Origin of the sequence: Marinobacter sp. ELB17 (genome assembly GCF_000169375.1) — a bacterium.
In the GTDB taxonomy this organism is placed as follows: domain Bacteria; phylum Pseudomonadota; class Gammaproteobacteria; order Pseudomonadales; family Oleiphilaceae; genus Marinobacter.
Window position 1 is genome coordinate 205,317 of the sequence record NZ_AAXY01000004.1, and the last position, 17,458, is coordinate 222,774.

16 protein-coding genes are annotated in these 17,458 nt (G+C 54.8%); 8 read left to right on the forward strand and 8 right to left on the reverse strand.

The window, feature by feature from the left end:
* The first annotated feature begins 39 nt into the window (after positions 1–39).
* The 4 genes from MELB17_RS07265 (at position 40) to MELB17_RS07280 (ending at position 3,733) form a co-directional block, all read left to right on the forward strand.
* Complete coding sequence (locus MELB17_RS07265) at positions 40–1,338, forward strand: nitrous oxide reductase family maturation protein NosD (RefSeq protein WP_007349528.1); 1,299 nt, start codon at positions 40–42, stop codon at positions 1,336–1,338.
* A complete protein-coding gene (locus MELB17_RS07270) occupies positions 1,335–2,267 on the forward strand; it encodes an ATP-binding cassette domain-containing protein (RefSeq protein ID WP_007349529.1) in 933 nt (310 codons plus the stop codon). Before MELB17_RS07265 ends, MELB17_RS07270 begins: the two co-directional genes overlap by 4 nt.
* Positions 2,264–3,094: an ABC transporter permease gene (locus MELB17_RS07275; RefSeq protein ID WP_007349530.1), complete on the forward strand. Its 831-nt coding sequence runs from the start codon at positions 2,264–2,266 to the stop codon at positions 3,092–3,094. Before MELB17_RS07270 ends, MELB17_RS07275 begins: the two co-directional genes overlap by 4 nt.
* Positions 3,095–3,160: 66 nt before the next feature.
* Positions 3,161–3,733: a nitrous oxide reductase accessory protein NosL gene (locus tag MELB17_RS07280; RefSeq protein WP_007349531.1), complete on the forward strand. Its 573-nt coding sequence runs from the start codon at positions 3,161–3,163 to the stop codon at positions 3,731–3,733.
* Between the two features lie 45 nt (positions 3,734–3,778).
* On the opposite strand, the gene MELB17_RS07285 is transcribed toward MELB17_RS07280, so the two are convergent.
* The 3 genes from MELB17_RS07285 to moaA all read right to left on the reverse strand — a co-directional run bounded on the left by MELB17_RS07285 (position 3,779) and on the right by moaA (position 7,059).
* On the reverse strand, positions 3,779–5,512 hold the full coding sequence (locus MELB17_RS07285) for a thiamine pyrophosphate-binding protein (protein WP_007349532.1): 1,734 nt from the start codon (positions 5,510–5,512) through the stop codon (positions 3,779–3,781).
* 36 nt (positions 5,513–5,548) lie between these two features.
* Entirely contained in the window at positions 5,549–5,833 is a 285-nt protein-coding gene (locus tag MELB17_RS24350; RefSeq protein WP_198136458.1) for an FAD-binding protein, read from the reverse strand.
* Between the two features lie 233 nt (positions 5,834–6,066).
* Positions 6,067–7,059 carry a GTP 3',8-cyclase MoaA gene (moaA, locus tag MELB17_RS07290; RefSeq protein ID WP_007349533.1) on the reverse strand — a complete coding sequence of 331 codons (993 nt, stop codon included), beginning with the start codon at positions 7,057–7,059 and terminating at the stop codon, positions 6,067–6,069.
* 221 nt (positions 7,060–7,280) lie between these two features.
* On the opposite strand from moaA, the gene MELB17_RS07295 reads away from it, so the two are divergent.
* Genes MELB17_RS07295 through MELB17_RS07305 form a run of 3 tightly spaced genes read left to right on the forward strand, consistent with a single transcriptional unit; the run spans position 7,281 to position 8,263 of the window.
* Positions 7,281–7,487, forward strand: coding sequence for a hypothetical protein (locus MELB17_RS07295; RefSeq protein ID WP_007349534.1), 207 nt, complete (start codon positions 7,281–7,283; stop codon positions 7,485–7,487).
* 60 nt (positions 7,488–7,547) lie between these two features.
* Positions 7,548–7,796: a DUF454 family protein gene (locus tag MELB17_RS07300; RefSeq protein ID WP_227498834.1), complete on the forward strand. Its 249-nt coding sequence runs from the start codon at positions 7,548–7,550 to the stop codon at positions 7,794–7,796.
* Between the two features lie 29 nt (positions 7,797–7,825).
* The gene (locus tag MELB17_RS07305) at positions 7,826–8,263 is read left to right on the forward strand and encodes an Rrf2 family transcriptional regulator (protein ID WP_007349536.1); all 438 of its coding nucleotides are present in this window, start codon (positions 7,826–7,828) and stop codon (positions 8,261–8,263) included.
* Here the strand turns inward: MELB17_RS07305 and MELB17_RS07310 are convergent.
* From MELB17_RS07310 to tmpT, 5 genes are all read right to left on the reverse strand, one after another.
* Positions 8,256–9,725 (reverse strand): WS/DGAT/MGAT family O-acyltransferase, encoded by a 1,470-nt coding sequence (locus MELB17_RS07310; RefSeq protein ID WP_007349537.1) that lies wholly within the window; start codon positions 9,723–9,725, stop codon positions 8,256–8,258. The genes MELB17_RS07305 and MELB17_RS07310 overlap by 8 nt on opposite strands.
* A 374-nt stretch (positions 9,726–10,099) precedes the next feature.
* Entirely contained in the window at positions 10,100–11,671 is a 1,572-nt protein-coding gene (locus MELB17_RS07315; protein WP_007349538.1) for a SpoVR family protein, read from the reverse strand.
* Complete coding sequence (locus MELB17_RS07320) at positions 11,668–12,963, reverse strand: YeaH/YhbH family protein (RefSeq protein ID WP_007349539.1); 1,296 nt, start codon at positions 12,961–12,963, stop codon at positions 11,668–11,670. The genes MELB17_RS07315 and MELB17_RS07320 overlap by 4 nt, the downstream gene beginning before the upstream one ends.
* A gap of 46 nt (positions 12,964–13,009) precedes the next feature.
* Positions 13,010–14,932: a PrkA family serine protein kinase gene (locus MELB17_RS07325; protein ID WP_007349540.1), complete on the reverse strand. Its 1,923-nt coding sequence runs from the start codon at positions 14,930–14,932 to the stop codon at positions 13,010–13,012.
* Positions 14,933–15,162: 230 nt separating this feature from the next.
* Positions 15,163–15,822 carry a thiopurine S-methyltransferase gene (gene tmpT, locus MELB17_RS07330; protein WP_007349541.1) on the reverse strand — a complete coding sequence of 220 codons (660 nt, stop codon included), beginning with the start codon at positions 15,820–15,822 and terminating at the stop codon, positions 15,163–15,165.
* A gap of 214 nt (positions 15,823–16,036) precedes the next feature.
* Here tmpT and MELB17_RS07335 point away from each other — a divergent pair, with 214 nt between their 5' ends.
* Positions 16,037–17,452: a COG3014 family protein gene (locus tag MELB17_RS07335; protein ID WP_227498826.1), complete on the forward strand. Its 1,416-nt coding sequence runs from the start codon at positions 16,037–16,039 to the stop codon at positions 17,450–17,452.
* The last annotated feature ends 6 nt before the right edge of the window (positions 17,453–17,458 follow it).

A 17,458-nucleotide genomic window follows, 5' to 3' on the forward strand; every position in this document is an offset into this window, starting at 1 on the left:
CCAGAGTTTGGCGGCTTTTACCTTACTGAGTAATGATTGATGCACCGACTTTTACGCCTAGTGGTGGCTCTTACCGTCGCTTTGCTACCGCTAACCGCACAAGCGGACATCCAGCAACAGCTGGATGCGCTGGAACCGCGGGCGGTTTTTGAGCTGCCGCCTGAACAGGTTTCACCGATCGTTATCCGGGTGGCGAATGTGACGGTTCGCTGCCATGCCGATACGGTGATTAATGGCGGAGGCGAGGGCAATGCGGTGCATATTTTGGCTGCCGGCGTTACGTTCAGTGGCTGCACGGTGCGTAACTGGGGCTCGGATTTGAATGAGCTGGATGCGGGGATTTTTGTGGCCCGTGAGGCGCGCGGCGTTACGGTTGCGAACAACAACTTGCAGGGTCCGGCGTTTGGGGTGTGGCTGGATGCTACGCCGGATGCGACGGTTCTTAGCAATGTGATTCGTGGCGATGCCAGTATGCGTTCCAATGACCGGGGCAACGGGATTCATTTGTTCAACACTCAGGGCGCGTTGATTGAAGGCAATGACATCCGTCAGACCCGCGATGCGATTTATATTGAAACCTCCAACAACAACCGCATTCGCAATAATGTGATGGTCGATTTGCGCTATGGCATTCATTACATGTATTCGATGGACAACCTGCTGGAAAACAATGTTACCCGTGGCACGCGCACGGGTTATGCGTTGATGCAGAGCAAGCGGCTGACGGTGCTGAATAACCGTTCCGAGAACGATGAGAATTACGGCATTTTGATGAATTTTATTACCCAGTCCGAGCTGCGGGGCAATGTGGTTACCGGTGTGTCGAAGGGGCAGTTTGCCGGGGCAGCGATGTTGGGTGCCGAGGGTAAGGCGGTGTTTATTTACAACTCTCTGTACAACACCTTTACCGATAACGTGTTTGCCAACAGCAATATTGGCATTCACTTAACCGCCGGCTCGGAAGACAATACAATGTTCAACAATGCCTTCGTGAATAACCAGCGCCAGGTGAAGTATGTGGCCACCCGCACCCAGGAGTGGTCGAAAGATGGCGTGGGTAATTACTGGAGTGACTACCTGGGCTGGGATCGTAACCAGGACGGCACCGGTGACGTTCCTTACGAGCCTAATGACAACGTCGATCGTCTTCTATGGACCTATCCGGAAGCCAAGGTGCTGATGTTCAGCCCGGCGGTGGATACCCTGCGCAGGGTGCAGGATGCGTTTCCGGTGATCAAGGCCGCCGGGGTTCAGGATTCCCATCCACTGATGTATCCACCTGAGCCTGAACGTGTTCCATCGGCTGTTTCTAACCCGAATTCTGCGGAGCCGAAATGAGCTGTTTTCGTCTTGAAAATGTCAGTTACCGTTACCACAAAGCCCCCGTGCTGCAGGGTGTGGATTTGCGCCTGGAGCCTGGGGAAATTCTGGGTCTGTTTGGCCATAACGGTGCCGGTAAAACCACCACCATCAAGCTGATTCTGGGTCTGATGCAGCCGGTAGGGGGGTTTTTGTCGGTGCTGGATGGCAGCGCGGGCGACCCCCAGGTAACTCGGCACATCGGCTATTTGCCAGAAAACGTCATGTTCTATCCGCAGCTGACCGGCCGTGAAATTCTGGCGCACTTCGCTCGTTTAAAGGGCGCAGACTTGCGCCAGGTGCCAGAGTTGCTGACTCAGGTTGGGTTAGACGATGCCATGGACGGGCGGGTGAAAACCTACTCGAAAGGCATGCGCCAACGCTTGGGCCTGGCTCAGGCGTTATTGGGAAAGCCCAAACTGTTGATGTTAGACGAGCCCACGGTGGGGCTTGACCCAGTCGCGACCGCCGATCTGTACCGGCTGCTGCGCACCTTGCGCGATAGTGGAACCGGCATTGTGCTTTGTTCCCATGTGTTGCCAGGTGTGGAGCCCTACATCGACCGCGCGGCGATTCTGACCGACGGCGCCTTAAAGGCCAGCGGCAATCTGGAAGCGCTGCGGCGCCAGGCTAATATGCCGGTCACGTTGATGTTGGAGCCAACGGGCTCTTTGGATTCCTTGGAAAACGCCATTCGCCAGTGCAACGGCGTCACCAGACCGGTGATGAAAAACATCAACAACCGATTGCAGGTAGACGTACGCCCCGCCGATAAAATGCCACTGCTGACGGCACTGATGGCCTCCGGCGAAGTAGCGGATGTGGGCATTCATCAGCCCACCCTGGAGGACATATACGTGCATTTTATCGGTTCCGGTGGCTTGGCTCACCGTGGGGAAGTGCAATGAACAGCGTATGGACCATCGCCCGTAAAGAGCTCAGCGACAGCTTGCGTAACCGCTGGCTGCTGGCCATTGCTATTGTGTTTGCTGTTCTGGCCGCGGGCATCGCCTGGTTTGGTGCGGCTGCCTCTGGTCAGGTTGGCTACGCCTCCACCCCAGCGACCATTGCCAGCTTGGCCAGCCTGGGCATATTCCTGATTCCGCTGATTGCCTTGCTGCTGGCCTACGATGCAATCGTTGGCGAAGACGAGGGCGGTACTTTATTGCTTCTGATGACCTATCCCCTTAGCCGCGGTCAGTTGTTGTTCGGCAAATTTCTGGGCCACGGCCTGACATTGGCGTTTGCTACGATTCTGGGTTTTGGCGTAGCGGGTATTGCCATTGCGGTGCTGGTAGAAGACGTAGGCATCACAGACCTTGCACTGGCGATGCTACGATTTATTGGCTCTACCATTTTGTTGGGATGGAGCTTTATTGCCCTGGCTTATGTGGTGAGCGTGCGCGCGAGCGAGAAGCCGGTTGCCGCGGGCCTGGCCTTGGCGATCTGGTTCTTCTTTGTGCTGGTGTTTGATTTGCTGCTACTGGGCTCTTTGGTGGCCAGCGAAGGCAAGCTGAATCCGGAGCTGCTGCCCTGGTTGCTGATGCTGAACCCGACAGATATCTACCGTTTGTTGAATATTCTGGCCTTCGGTGAGGGGCGCCAGCTCAGTGGCGTGCTGAGTCTGGGTAGTGATTTACCCATCGGCCAGGGCGGGCTTTGGTTGGCTTTGCTGCTTTGGTGTGTGCTGCCGTTAACGGCGGCTTGGGCGCTATTTCGCAATCGTCGCATTTAGCCGCGAGCGTCTTTGCCGGAGCTCTCGGTGTGGCCCGAACTTTTTTCTACAACGGAGTGGTCGTTAATGAGCATGGATAGTGGAAATCGTTGGTGTATTAGGAAGTCGATTCTGGGGCTGGGCCTTTTGTTGATAAGCCTGCTGGCGTTGGCAGGCTGTTCCGAGCCTCAGAAAAGTGCCGCGACGGAAAAGCCGGCAGCCGTGCACATCGAAGATGGCGAAGAGTGCCACGTTTGCGGCATGGCCATTACCGGCTTCCCCGGCCCGAAGGGTGAAGTTATTACGGAGAAACGACAGCAGGTACATAAGTTCTGTTCAACCAGGGATATGTTTTCGTGGGTGTTGCAGCCGGAAAATATCAAACGCGATCACACCTTATACGTTCACGACATGGCGCAATCGGAGTGGGACAGCCCGCTGGATACGGCGCTCATTGATGCCCGCGAGGCGTTTTACGTGATTGGTTCCGAACGGATGGGCGCCATGGGGCCCACGTTGGCGTCGTTTGCAGACAGCACCGCTGCCGATGGATTTGCCGCTCAATTTGGTGGCCAGGTAAAGGCGTTTGCTGACATCACAATGTCTGACCTGAATGCTGCCAGCCCGGCAGCTATGGATCACGGTTCGATGGAGCACTGATCGCACCGCAACCAAGCGGTCATCGACTTTGGTGCGCTGGCCGGCTTACGACCGCACTCTTCTCCATAGCGCTCTTCCCACAATTCGTACTTTGTCACGAGTGGCCATTCTGGCCAGATTTGTTTTTACCACGCCTTGGGTGAAGCGGGTGGGTTTGCTGTAGTCGATGCGCACATCCACCAGCACCGGATGCCCAGCTGCTGCGCGCGCCAGAGCGTTGTCCAGCGCATCACCAACGTCCTCGTTACCAGCCATGGAAACGTACTCTGCCCCGCAGGCCTGGGCGAACGCCTGGTAATTCACCAGGCCCAGTACGGTGCAAGTTTTCTGGTTGTAGGGGATTTGTTGGGCCTGTGCGATTTGTGACAGTTCGCCATCGTTGAACACGAAGATCATCACTCCGATTTGCTGGCGCACCGCCGTCACCAGCTCCATGCCTGTCATCAATAACGCGCCGTCGCCTACAATTCCCACTACCTGACGCTGCGGGTTGGCCAGTTTGGCGCCGATAGCGCCGGGCACGCAGTAGCCCATGGCGTTGAAGTCGCTGGGGGACATGTAGTTTCTTGGCCCCAGTATGGGCATCAGTTCGGCCACAAGAAACGTATGGTTGCCGTCGTCTGCTACCACAATGGCGTTGTCGTCCAGGCGTTGGTTCAGCTGGCTGAAAAATAGTTCCGGGTTTACCCGGTCACCGCTGTCGTGATCCGTCCATTCTTTGCGGTAGGCGGCTTTGTCTGCGGCAATCTGTTTCGCCAATTCAGTGCTGTCTGCCGCTTCTGATTTTTGGGCCTTTACGGCTGCGAGCAACGCCGGAAGCAGGCTTTTGGCGTCGCCTTCCAGGGTTATGCTGGCAGGGTAGTTGGCGCTGAATACTCGCGGGTTTATGTCCAGGTGAATCAGGTTTTTCGGTGGTTTTATACCGTAGCTGCCGGTGGGTATTTCCGCGAAACGGGTGCCGATGGCCAGTAGGCAGTCGATGTGGGCAAAGGCATTGGTGGCGGCCGGCACGGCGTAATTGCCCATGCCCATGCCGGTATGCAGAGCGTGGTCGCCGGGGAAGGCGCTCAGGCCTTGCAATGTGGTGGCGACCGGCGCGCCAAGGTGCTCGGCCAGTTCGATCAGCGCAGGTTGTGCGTCTACTGCGCCCCAGCCGGCGAAAATTCCAGGCTGGCGCGCGGCGATCAGGGCTTTCGCTGCGACGTCTATTTGAGTCTGGTCGGGCAGGGGGTGGGCGTCTGGCTTCTGATAGGCGGGCATGTCGTCTACATCGCCCAGGAAGTTGCTTAGGTTGTAGGGTATTTCCACAAATACCGGGCCGGGTTCGCCGCTGATGGCGGTGTTATAAGCCTGGTAAAGCGTGGAGATAATGTCGCGGTGGCTGGTTACGCGCCAGGTTTTTTTGGTGATGGGTTTCAGTAACGCGTGCTGGTCCATTTCGTGCAGTTGGTAGCGGTGGCCGCTGGCGGAGTGTATGCCACCGGAGATGATCAGCATGGGTATGCCGTCTATACCAGCTTCGCCGATGCCGCTGGCGGCGTGGGTTACGCCGGCAGCCGGTACGATCAGCAGGGTGCCAATATCGGCGCCGCTGCGGCTGACGGCGTCGGCCATGAACGCCGCGCCGCATTCATGGGTAACGAGTATGGGTGTGATGGTTTCGGAGCGATTCAGTTCGTCGTAGATTTCAGTGGTGTGAACGCCCGGTATGCCGAAAGTGTGGCGGATGCCCAGTTGTTCCAGTGCGTGTCTTACTAAGGTGGCGCCTGTTTTTTTCATGTCGTGGCCTTTTCCCTATGGGGTAAATATCTCGGTCTATTCGGTTTGCAGAGCTCGGTAATAGCACCAAACTAAGTCGGTGGCTGGAGCAGCTCGTCTTCCGTTAAGTACGCAGTTTGATAAAAACGTACCTTCCAGCGAGCGTATGCCGCTGATGCCCCCGCCACCAAATCCTGCCGCTTCGACCGCTGCGTATAGGCCGGGTATGGGGCTGCCGTTTTTTGACAGCACTCTTGAACAGGTGTCGGTTTGTATGCCTCCAGTTCGCGTACGGCAATTCGGTAGTTCATTACTTACCAGGAGTATTGGCCAGGCCGGCACCGATTACGGCAACATCGGTTTGATAGTGTTTCATGGCGTTTTATGATTGGTTTTATTGAAGATCACATCAAAACAGCATAGCTGCCTTGCAAATATTTGTGTGAAAAATAAGCGACGTTGGCGGGGCGCCAGGCAATAAAAAACCCCGCGATTGCGGGGTTCCTCGGTTCTGACGGTGCTTTGGTTTACAGGCAGCGTGCCTGAAGCGTGTTTGACGTGCGGCTTGGGCCGCCCTAGCCGCCGGTCATGTTCATAAAGCGCAGCACCTGCACCTCACCGTTGATGGAAAAGTGGTGTTTTTCCGGTTTCAGATCCATCGCCTGGGCGATGGCATCTTGCAGGCGTTGGTCAGAAATGGGGTTGGCGCGCAGCACTCGTCGCAGGTCCACGGAGTGTTCGTTGCCCAAACACAGCAGAAGGCGGCCTTCCACAGTGACCCGCACCCGGTTGCACGTGGAGCAGAAGTTGTGGGAATGGGGTGAAATAAAACCGACCTGAATCGGGCTGTCTGCCATGCGGTAATAGCGCGCCGGGCCACCGGAGTCTGCGGCGGAAGGAATCAGGTCGTGATGGCGGGTAATGATCTCGCGCACTTCGTCGCTGGTGCAAAGAGCTTCGCCGCGATCATGTTCTGAAATCTCGCCCAGGGGCATTTCTTCAATAAAGGTGATGTCTACCTGCTTGCGGCGGGCGTACTCAACCAGTTCGGGCACATCCTGATCGTTACGGCCTTTCATCACCACTGTGTTCAGTTTAATACCACGGAAACCGGCCTCGCGGGCGGCGTCTATGCCCTCAAGCACCTGCGACAGTTTGCCTGTGCGGGTAATGCTTCGAAATTTTTCGGCGTCCAGCGAATCCAGACTGATGTTCAAGCGATGAAGCCCTGCTTTGCGCAGCGGTTCTGCCATAGAGGACAGCTGGCTGCCGTTGGTGGTCATGGCGAAATCACGCAGGCCATAACCGCCGATTTCTGTCACCAGATCAACGATGCCCCTTCGCACCAGTGGTTCACCGCCGGTCAGGCGTATTTTTTCGGTGCCCAGTTCCACAAAGTTATGGGCCAACCTTGCGATTTCTTCCAGGGTGAGCACTTGTTGGCGGGGCAGGAAGGTCATGTCTTCCGCCATGCAATAAACGCAGCGGAAGTCGCAGCGGTCGGTCACTGATAAACGGACATAATTGATGGTGCGCCCGAAGCGATCCGTTAGCTTGTTGTTAGACATTGGCACAGTTCCCGTGGCAGCCAGTTCGAATCTTTTAAAAGTTATAGCACAGATTATCGCAGACCGGAGCGTGAAATCCGATACCCCCAGCGGGGTAGCTTTGCCTGACTTTCGAGTGCACATCATTTAGATCATTCGCAGGGCAGAAAAAAGTGTGCTTCTCTCAAAGATATCTATAAAATAGATGTTTAAAAGTAGCCGAGGGTAAAAAGGTGGAAAAGATGCTGTTTCGTGCCAATAGCGCAATTGTCTGGTCGGTGCTGGGTCTGCTGGTGACCGTTGTGTTGGCGTACCCGTTGGCGGCCCGGTTGCCAATGATGCTGCAGGTTCTAGCTCACATTGGTACCTTGTTGTTCGCGGTGGGTATCAAAATTTCCTACATTGTGCGGCTGGTTTTTCTGAGCCGTTTGGGCAGACCGATCCACTGATCAACGTTATACTGAAGCCACAGTTTAATGGTTGTGAAATCAGCACTATGAGTAACCATTATCGTAAAACCGGATTCGGTATATCTCGACGTTTTTCGGTTAGATAATCATCCTACGTTTGGCCCCGCTATTTTGCAGTGGCGCACCCGCCAAGCCGTTCCGGCCAGCGCCAAAGTGCTGGCCTGCTCGATGATGACGCTAAGCTGGGGTTTTTTGTTCAGGGGCGGCGCGAAGCCGCTGGTTTTGATGATAGTGGGGATTACGCTGGTGGCTGTTGCATGCTATTTGCTGACCCGTCCGACTTATTAGTGTCAGATGCACGCTAGCTGGAGTTGTTTATGCACATCACCCGTTACACCGATTATTCGCTGCGAGTGCTGGTTTACCTGGCTGCTTGTGGTGACCGCCTGGTTACCATTCAGGACGTAGCCGATGCCTATGATATTTCCAAAAACCACCTGATGAAGGTGGTGCACCAGCTCAACCTTAAGGGCTACATAGAAACAGTGAGAGGCAAAAACGGCGGCATGCGGCTGCGACGTCAGCCCAGCTCCATCAATATTGGTGCTCTAGTTCGCGATACCGAGCCGGATCTCAATCTGGTTGAGTGCTTTTCCGCGAACAATCAGTGTTGTATTACCCCGGTTTGCAGTTTGCAATCGATGTTACGGGAAGCCTTGCAGGCTTTTTTAGCGACCCTGGATACTTACACCCTCGCCGACGTGGTGCGCCAGCCACAGCAATCGCAGTTGCTGCAGCTGCTGCAGATCAGCTAGCGTTGCTGTTCACCGCGGGCTTCTTTTTCGCGGCCGTTCTAGGTTTGCGTGGGCTGGGTTTTTTCTTTGGCGGTAACAGCAGGGTTCTGAGTTCTTCCAATGCTTCCCCGGTATACACGGCCAGCTTCTGCATGCTGGGTAAGGTGTCGCGGCAACCAGTGAAACCAAAGTTCAATGATCCGGCATAGCTCAGGCAAGTAATGTTCAACGCTCCGCCGTGGGTGATCAGCGACACCGGATACATGGCTTCGAGTTTGGCGCCTTCGTAATAAAGATCTTCGGTGGGCCCCGGAACGTTGGAGATGGTTACGTTAAATACCGGTCGCATGCGCCCGCCCAAGCCAGACATCAGCTGCAATATGTAGGGCGACATCAGCATCATGGTGTATTGGGTCAACGCTTTCTTGGGCAATTTTTGCAAGTGCTCTTTGGCTTTGCACGAAGATTCCTTGATGCATTTCAGGCGCGTTAGCGGATCAGGTTGGTTGGTGGCCAGGGCGGCAATCATGAAGCTGATCTGGGTTCCTGTGCCTTCGTCATCCGCCGGGCGAATGTTGACCGGTATGCCTGCTGTTAATGATATTTCAGGCAAATCGTCCTGTTCCAGCAGAAAACGCCGCAACGCAGTACCGCACAAATACAGCACAATGTCGTTCATCGAGCTGCCCGAGGCGCGGGCCATGGCTTTCATATCTTCTAACTGATACTGCTGGGTGGCGAAGCGGCGCTGGCCAGTAACCCGATGATTGATCTTGGAAACCGGGCCGGTGAAGGGCGCGGTCAGACCGTCTTCCGGATGGCGTACCGAGTGAATCAGGCGATTGCTGGCTTGCCACAGCCGTGGTGCCAAGCCCAACTGCAGTTTGAGAGCTTCCATAGCTTGGGATATAGCACCCGGCACGCTGGCCTCGCTGTCGGTCTTTTTGCCGCGCGTGCTTTCCGGGCGTACTGACCAGGGTGGCAGCATGTCGCGCTCGTCGGGGGATTTGCTCAGCACCCTTTGCATCAGGCGTACACCACTGATGCCATCAATCATGCAGTGATGCATCTTCGTGTACAGGGCAAAACGGTTGTGTTCCAGCCCTTCGATCATGTGGCACTCCCACAGCGGCCGCGACAGATCCAGCGGGTTGGAGTGCAGGCGCGATACCAGTTCCCCCAGTTCGCGTTCACCACCGGGTTTTGGTAGGGCCGAGTGGCGCACGTGATAATCCAGATCAATATGCTTGTCGTGCTTCCAGGTGGGCGCCAGAACGCGGCCCAGAAAGCCTGGCCATACCAGCTTGCAGCCCCAGGGAAGCTCAACATTACCGGCTTGCTTCATGCTTTTGACCAAGTCGCCCGCGAATGTAGATGGGGCGTTGTCGGGCAGGCTGAAAATCTGCAAGTTGCCCACGTGCATGGGTGTATCGTCAGACTCGACCGCTAGCCAAGACGCGTCCAATGTTGCCAGGCGTTTCATTCCGTGCGCACCCCTACTGTATCTGGAACATGAAAAAGGGCAGAGAACCCTGACCTTTCAGTATATGAGGTACTGTCACGATAAACGAATGCTGACACAAGAGAATTTTGCAGAAACGGCAAGACAGCCACCAGAGCCTAAGCGCCGATAGCAGGGGTTTTTTGCTTAGCTGCGGTCATCCAGCTTCAATTTGCGGCATGCCTTCGTTTACGGTGGCATGGATGTAACGAACCGCTGCCGGTAATCTGGCCCACGTGTTGAAAACACCTGTTGCCGTGTTGATCACCCTGGCGGAACGCCTGCCTAAAACCTGCCAGTACGGATGGACGCCCAGGATTTGCAGGAAATCGTCGGCAATCTTCTGGAAAACGCCGTTAAGTCTTTGGCGCTGCCGAAGGGCACTGATATTTTGTCACCACTTTGCCGTCACTGACACTTTGCAGGTGCACATCGAAGCCCCACAGCCGGTGTATGTGGCGCAGCACTTCTTCGCTATCGTCCGCTAACGGCCTACGTTCATTCACAATGTGGCGTAGAGTCAGCGAGCGGTCGCCACGCAAGTCCACATTCCACACCTGAATATCCGGCTCGCGACTGCTCAGGTTGTATTGCCGCGCCAGCTTCTCACGCAGTGTGCGGTACCCGGTTTCATCGTGAATGGCGGTCACCAGGTAGGCGTCTTCTTTATCGTCGTTTTCAATGGCAAACAGTTTTAAATCGCGCATCACTTTGGGCGACAGAAACTGCTGGATGAAACTCTCGTCTTTGAAGTTTTTCATGGCGAAATGCAGGGTTTCCCGCCAATCGGAGCCGGCAATGTCGGGGAACCATTCGTGATCTTCGTCTGTGGGCTGCTCACAAAGTCGGCGTAAGTCGGTGAAGATCGCAAACCCCAGGGTGTAAGGGTTTATGCCGGAATAATAACGGCTGTTGAACGGTGGTTGGTAAACCACCGCGGTATGGCTAGCCAGCAGTTCCAGCATGAAACCGTCGGTTACCAGCCCTTTGTCGTACAGCGCGTGAATCAGGGTGTAGTGCCAGAAAGTTGCCCAGCCTTCGTTCATCACCTGGGTTTGCCGCTGTGGATAAAAATACTGCCCCAGTTTGCGCACAATGCGAATAATTTCCCGCTGCCAGGTTTCCAGCAAAGGCGCGTTCTTTTCAATGAAGTACAGAATGTTTTCTTGGGGCTCCTCCGGGAAACGCTTTTTCTTACTTTCGGGGTCGCTGTCATCGGTGGGCAGGGGAATGGTGCGCCACAAATCGTTGATGCGGCGTTGCTGGTATTCTTCGCGTTCGGTCTGGCGCAGCTTCTCCTCGCCGGCGGAAATGGGCGATGGCCGCTTGTAGCGATCAACCCCGTAGTTCATCAGCGCGTGGCAGGAGTCCAGCACTTCCTCCACCGCGTCTACACCGTGGCGCTCCTCACATTCAGCGATGTAATGGCGGGCAAATACCAGGTAATCAATAATCGCGCTGGCGTCGGTCCAGGTGCGAAAAAGATAGTTGCCTTTAAAGAAAGAATTGTGGCCATAGCAGGCGTGGGCAATCACCAGCGCTTGCATGGGCAGGGTGTTCTCTTCCATCAGGTAGGCGATACACGGGTCTGAGTTGATGACGATTTCATAGGCCAGCCCCATTTGCCCGCGCTGGTAACCTTTCGATGTGTTGAGGAACTGCTTGCCGAACGACCAGTGATTGTAGCCTACCGGCATGCCCACAGAGCTGTAAGCGTCCATCATCTGTTCGGCGCTGATCACCTCTACTTGATTGGGGTAGGTGTCCAGGCCGAGTTCAGCTGCACATTTTGCGATTTCTTCGTCGTAGCGCTGGATCAGGTCAAAGGTCCATTCTGACCCGGTCGAAATCGGCTCCCGCGCCTTTACCGCCTTAGACGGCTCGGGCGGGCTGTCAACGCGCGGTGTGCGGTCGTCGTGTTCATTCATGCGGCTTTCCTCTCGAACAGCCGGCGGAAGACCGGGTAAATATCGCTGGCATCGGCAATTTGCTGCATCGCGAATGCGTGCGGAAAGCGCGCCAGAATTTTCTCGTATTCGTACCAGAGCATCTGGTGGTTCTGGGGCGTAATCTCTATGTAGGCGTAATACTGCACCAGCGGAAGCAGCCGCTCTGTTAACAGTTTGCTGCACACCGGGGAGTCGTCATTCCAGTTGTCGCCGTCGGATGCCTGGGCGGCGTAAATGTTCCACTCGGCCGGTGAATAGCGGCTGTCGATGATTTTCTGCATCAGATTCAGGGCGCTGGACACAATGGTTCCGCCGGTTTCCCGCGAATAGAAAAACTCTTCTTCGTTCACCTCTTTGGCGCTGGTGTGGTGGCGAATAAACACCACGTCGATTTTTTTGTAGTTCTTCTGCAAGAACAGGTACAGCAAAATAAAGAAGCGTTTAGCGATGTCTTTGTGGGTTTGCGTCATAGAGCCTGACACGTCCATCAGACAGAACATCACCGCGCTGGTGGCTGGTTGCGGCTGCTTCAGGTGCTGGCGGTAGCGCAAGTCGATTTCGTCAATAAACGGAATGTGCTTCACGTTGGTTTTCAGCCGTGCGATTTCTTCTTCCAGAACCTGAATCTGATCGGCGTGGCTGAACGCAGCGTCCAGATCATCTGGCGCGATTCTCAGTGCTGCGAGCTGCTCTTCCAGTTCGCGGATTTTATGTCGGCGGGCTCCACTTAAGCCCAGGCGGCGGGCGTGGGCCCCGCGTAGAGAACGAATAACGTCCAGCTTGGCGGGCACCCCTTGGGTGCTGAAGCCAGAACGCACGTATTTGAACGATTCGGTGTCTTTCAGACGTTTTCGCACCAGATTGGGCAGCGCCAAATCGTCAAAAAGGAAGTTCAGGAATTCTTCCTGAGTAATCTGAAAGGCGAAGTCGTCCATTCCCTCGCCATCTTGGCTGGCCTGGCCATTGCCTTGACCCTGTCCGCCACCGTCGGGCGGTTTGGGAAGGGTGTCGCCTGCCAGAAACTCCTGATTGCCGGGGTGCACCACTTCCTGGCGCCCGCCCTGGCCGTGGTGAAAGATCGGTTCCTGAATGTCGCGGTTGGGAATGCTCACGCTTTCCCCGTGCTCCACATCGGTAATGGAACGCTTTTTCACCGCTTCAGCCACGGCCTTTTTTATGTGATGGCGATAACGGCGCAGGAATCGTTCCCGATTCACTGCGCTTTTGTTTTTACCGTTCAGACGTCGGTCAATAATGTGGGTGCTTCCCATAACGCTTCCCTCTATGCAGTGCGCTATACAGTGCGCCCATTACCGGTTAATGGGATTTGCGAACCCGCAGGTACCACTCGGCGAGCAACCGCACCTGTTTTTCGGTATAACCGCGGTCTACCATCCGGTCGACGAACTGCTTGTGCTTTTTCTGGTCTTCGTTGCTGGCTTTGGGATTGAATGAAATCACCGGCAGCAAGTCTTCGGTGTTCGAGAACATTTTCTTCTCGATCACACTGCGCAGTTTTTCATAGCTCAGCCAGGAAGGGTTGTCGCCCTGGTTATTGGCACGGGCGCGCAGCACAAAGTTGACGACCTCGTTGCGGAAATCTTTGGGGTTGCTGATACCCGCCGGCTTCTCGATTTTCTCCAGTTCTTCGTTAATAGAGACTCTGTCCAGAATTTCCCCGGTGTCCGGGTCGCGGAATTCCTGATCTTGAATCCACAAGTCGGCATAGGTGACGTAGCGATCGAACAGGTTCTGGCCGTATTCGCTGTAGCTTTCCAGGTACGCAGTCTGAATTTCTTTACCAATAAACTGCACGTAGTGGGGCGCCAGGAATTCCTTGATGTAGCGCAGGTAGCGCTCCTGAATTTCGGGCTGGAACTGTTCCTGCTCAATCTGTTTTTCAATCACATACAGCAGGTGCACCGGGTTGGCGGCAACTTCGTTAGTGTCGAAGTTGAACACTTTCGACAGGATCTTGAAGGCGAAACGGGTAGACAGGCCATCCATGCCTTCATTCACACCGGCCGCATCGCGGTATTCCTGAATCGATTTGGCCTTGGGGTCGGTGTCTTTGATGTTCTGGCCATCGTAGACCCGCATTTTCGAGAAAATACTGGAATTGTCCGGGTCTTTTATGCGTGACAGCACAGAGAACTGGGCCAGCATGTCCAGGGTGTCCGGCGCGCAGGGCGCACCGGACAGGGAACTGTGTTCCAGCAGCTTGCGATAGATATCAACCTCTTCAGTTACCCGCACGCAGTAGGGCACTTTCACAATGTACACACGGTCCAGGAAGGCTTCGTTGTGTTTGTTGTTGCGAAAGGTTTGCCACTCGGATTCGTTAGAATGAGCCAGGATAACGCCATCAAAGGGCACAGAGCCCATGCCTTCGGTTGTGTTGTAGTTGCCTTCTTGGGTGGCGGTCAGCAGGGGGTGCAGAACTTTGATGGGCGCCTTGAACATCTCTACAAATTCAAGCAAGCCCTGGTTGGCTTTGCACAGGCCGCCGCTGAAACTGTATGCGTCTGGGTCATCCTGGGAATAGTCTTCTAGCATGCGGATATTCACTTTGCCCACTAGGGCGGAAATATCCTGGTTGTTGTCGTCGCCCGGTTCGGTTTTGGATACGCCTATCTGGTCCAGAATGGACGGATAACGTTTCACCACTCGGAACTGGCTGACGTCGCCGCCAAATTCGTGCAGGCGCTTCACGGCCCAAGGCGACATGATGTTTTTTAGATAACGCGGGGGGATGCCGTATTCTTCGTGCAGAATTTCGGTGTCTTCGGCTGGATCAAACAAGCCCAGTGGTGACTCGTTAACCGGGGAGCCCTTGATGGCGTAAAATGGCACCTTTTGCACCAGGGATTTGAGCTTTTCTGCCAGTGACGATTTACCACCGCCTACCGGGCCCAGCAGGTATAAAATCTGTTTCTTTTCCTCTAGCCCTTGGGCCGCATGGCGGAAGAAAGACACGATGTTTTCCACCGCTTCTTCCATACCGTAGAACTCGGAAAATTCCGGGTAGCGTTTGATGACTTTGTTGGAAAAGATACGCGACAATCTGGTATCACGTGAGGTGTCTATCAGTTCGGGTTCGCCAATAGCCAGTAGTAGGCGCTCGGAAGCGCTAGCATAAGCTCCGGGGTCGTTTTTGCAGATCTCCAAGTATTCCTCTAGAGAAAATTCTTCTTCTTGAGTCCTTTCATAACGGTTTTTGTACTGTTGCAGAATGCTCATGGATGCCCCTCGCTTGCAATGGTTTAGCCGTTCGTAACGCGTATTCCTCATCAGTATATTGTCGCCGCACGTCTGGGCGGGACTGCCCGCAGCTAGGCGTGCGTGATGTGACTAGTTATAGGGTTCTTTTTTGTTTTTGGCCTACTTATCGGAAGCTTAGTTTAACTTTGCCGGTTTGGACAGTGGCTTAGCGGTAGCAGTTCCGCGGCCAAAACGATAAATTCGCCCAATCAGCGTTTGTGTAGCCGGAACACACTTTCTGTGGCGCCACCCAGGCCTTTGCGTTTGGCGAAGGGGTCGTCTTTTGCCATCTTATCTTGGCGCAGGCGCTCAACAGTAAAGTCATCGCTGAACAATTCGTACACCTCGGTGTCAGTAACGTTGAACGGCGGCCCGGTCATTTCACTGCCATCGTAATCCAAGGTAATGAGTAGTATGCCACAGCTCTCAGGCAAGATGGCGCTCAGGTGGCTGGCATAGCGCTGGCGCATGGACGGTGGCAGGGCGATTAGTGCGGCGCGGTCGTACACCCAACGTACGTTGTTTACGTCCGCCGGGGATAGCTGGTAAAAGTCACCGCACCACAATTCCAGGGTGTCGTCATGGCGGAAGCGGGTAAACGGCGAACCGGGTGTCACCATTGCTTTTTCGCCGGCTTCTTCAAAAAAATCTTTGCAGGCAATGCTGCTAAGTTCCACGCCCAGAACGGGATGGCCGCGATCATGAAGCCACCAGAGATCATGGGATTTACCGCACAGTGGTACCAGAACCTGGCTTTTTTCTGGCCCTGTCAGGTCTGGCCAGTGCTCATGTAAATAGTGATTGACCGACTTTTGGTGGAATCCGATCTCTTTGCGTTCCCAGCGGGCATGCCAGAATTCATGATCCATAATGTTGCCTTTTGCAATTGGTTTTTGACGTGTGGAGCAGAATTTCGCCGTATGATGAGAGTAGGAATAATATCAGTATAGACAAAATCGGGCGGCCCCGGCCGCACTTGTAAGCTCAGGGAGTGTTTGAGTGGAGGTTGTGTTTCGTTTTTTGGTGGCAACTTTTCTGGCAACGCTGTTGGTGGGATGTTCTTCATTCCAGCAAAAAAATCAAATGAGCGCTTTTAATGATGCTTATGCGGTAGGCAATTATGACCTTGCGTTGCAAGTGGTGAGCTTTAAAACCGCCAAGGGTAAGGCTGTAGATACCGATGAGCATTTGCTGGATTTGTTGCATCAGGCGGAGCTGTACCGTTTGTTGGGCCGCTATCAAGAGGCCACCAAAACCTATGATTTGGCTGAAGAGGGTATGAAGAACCTGGACCTGGCCAATATCCTGGAAAAATCATCAACGGCTTTCGTGGCGTTGATGGTGAACGACTCCGAACGCAATTATCAAGCGCTGATGTCGGAGGCGATTCTTGTCAACACCTATAAAAGTCTGGCGTTTCTGGCTGAGGGCAATAACGAATTTGCACGTGTCGAGCTTAACCGCGCGGATGACCGCACACGGCGTGCGGTGGAATACTTCAGTAAGGAAATCGCCGAACAGCGGGAGGCGTTGAACCAGCAGGCGCAGAGCGGGCAAAACACGGCCGCCATGGTTCGCAACAGCCTGAATAACCAAAGCCTGCGCAATGCTGTGTCGCAGCGCTATGAGGTAGAGTCTGAGTGGTCGGTGCTGCCCGAGTTTATTGTGCCGGCCAGCACCTATTTGCATGGCATTTACTTCCTGGCCAACGCCAGTAGCCGTGCCGATTACGAGAAGGCCGCCACGTCCCTCACACGTGTTGCCGCGATGAACAGGGCAAGCGATGTTCTGCAGCGTGACGCCAAACTTGCCGAGGCGTTGGCCGCTGGCAGGCAGTCGATGGCTGAACTGGCCCCGCAGGTGTGGGTTGTTTATGAAAACGGCCTGGGCCCGGTATTGGAAGAGGCCCGGATTGATGTGCCTTTGCTTATATTTCATGGTAACCAGCAGGCACCTGCTTACTTTGGCATTGCACTGCCCAGATACAGAGATCGTGCGGCTGTTCCGGGGAGCCTGGGCGTAATTGCCGGCGCTGACATCGCTGTGCAAACAGAGCGTATATCGGACATGGGGTCGGTGATTCGCACTGAAATGAAAGAGCGGTTCCCCAGTGTTCTGGCGCGAGCAGTGTCGTCTGCCGTGATAAAAGCGGTCATCCAGAACGAAGCCGCAGAAAATTTTGGCGTGTGGGGTCAGCTAGGTGCTGCCGCGCTGACCATTGCCACAACCCAGGCTGATTTGCGCAGCTGGCAGGCCTTGCCCAACCACTGGCAGGCCGCTCGGATCGATCGCCCCGAGAGTGGTAAACTAACGCTAACAAGCACAAATGGTCATTCCTTGGGTACTATTGTGATACCTGACCAGCCGTTTACTCTGCTTTACGTTAAACGGCCCACTTTGGCTGGCCCGGCCAGTGTCGTCGCGCTTGATTTGCAAGGGCGTAACCCGGCATCAACGGTGCAATTGTCGGGAAAGGATTTGCTGACAGCCACTCACTGAACTCAA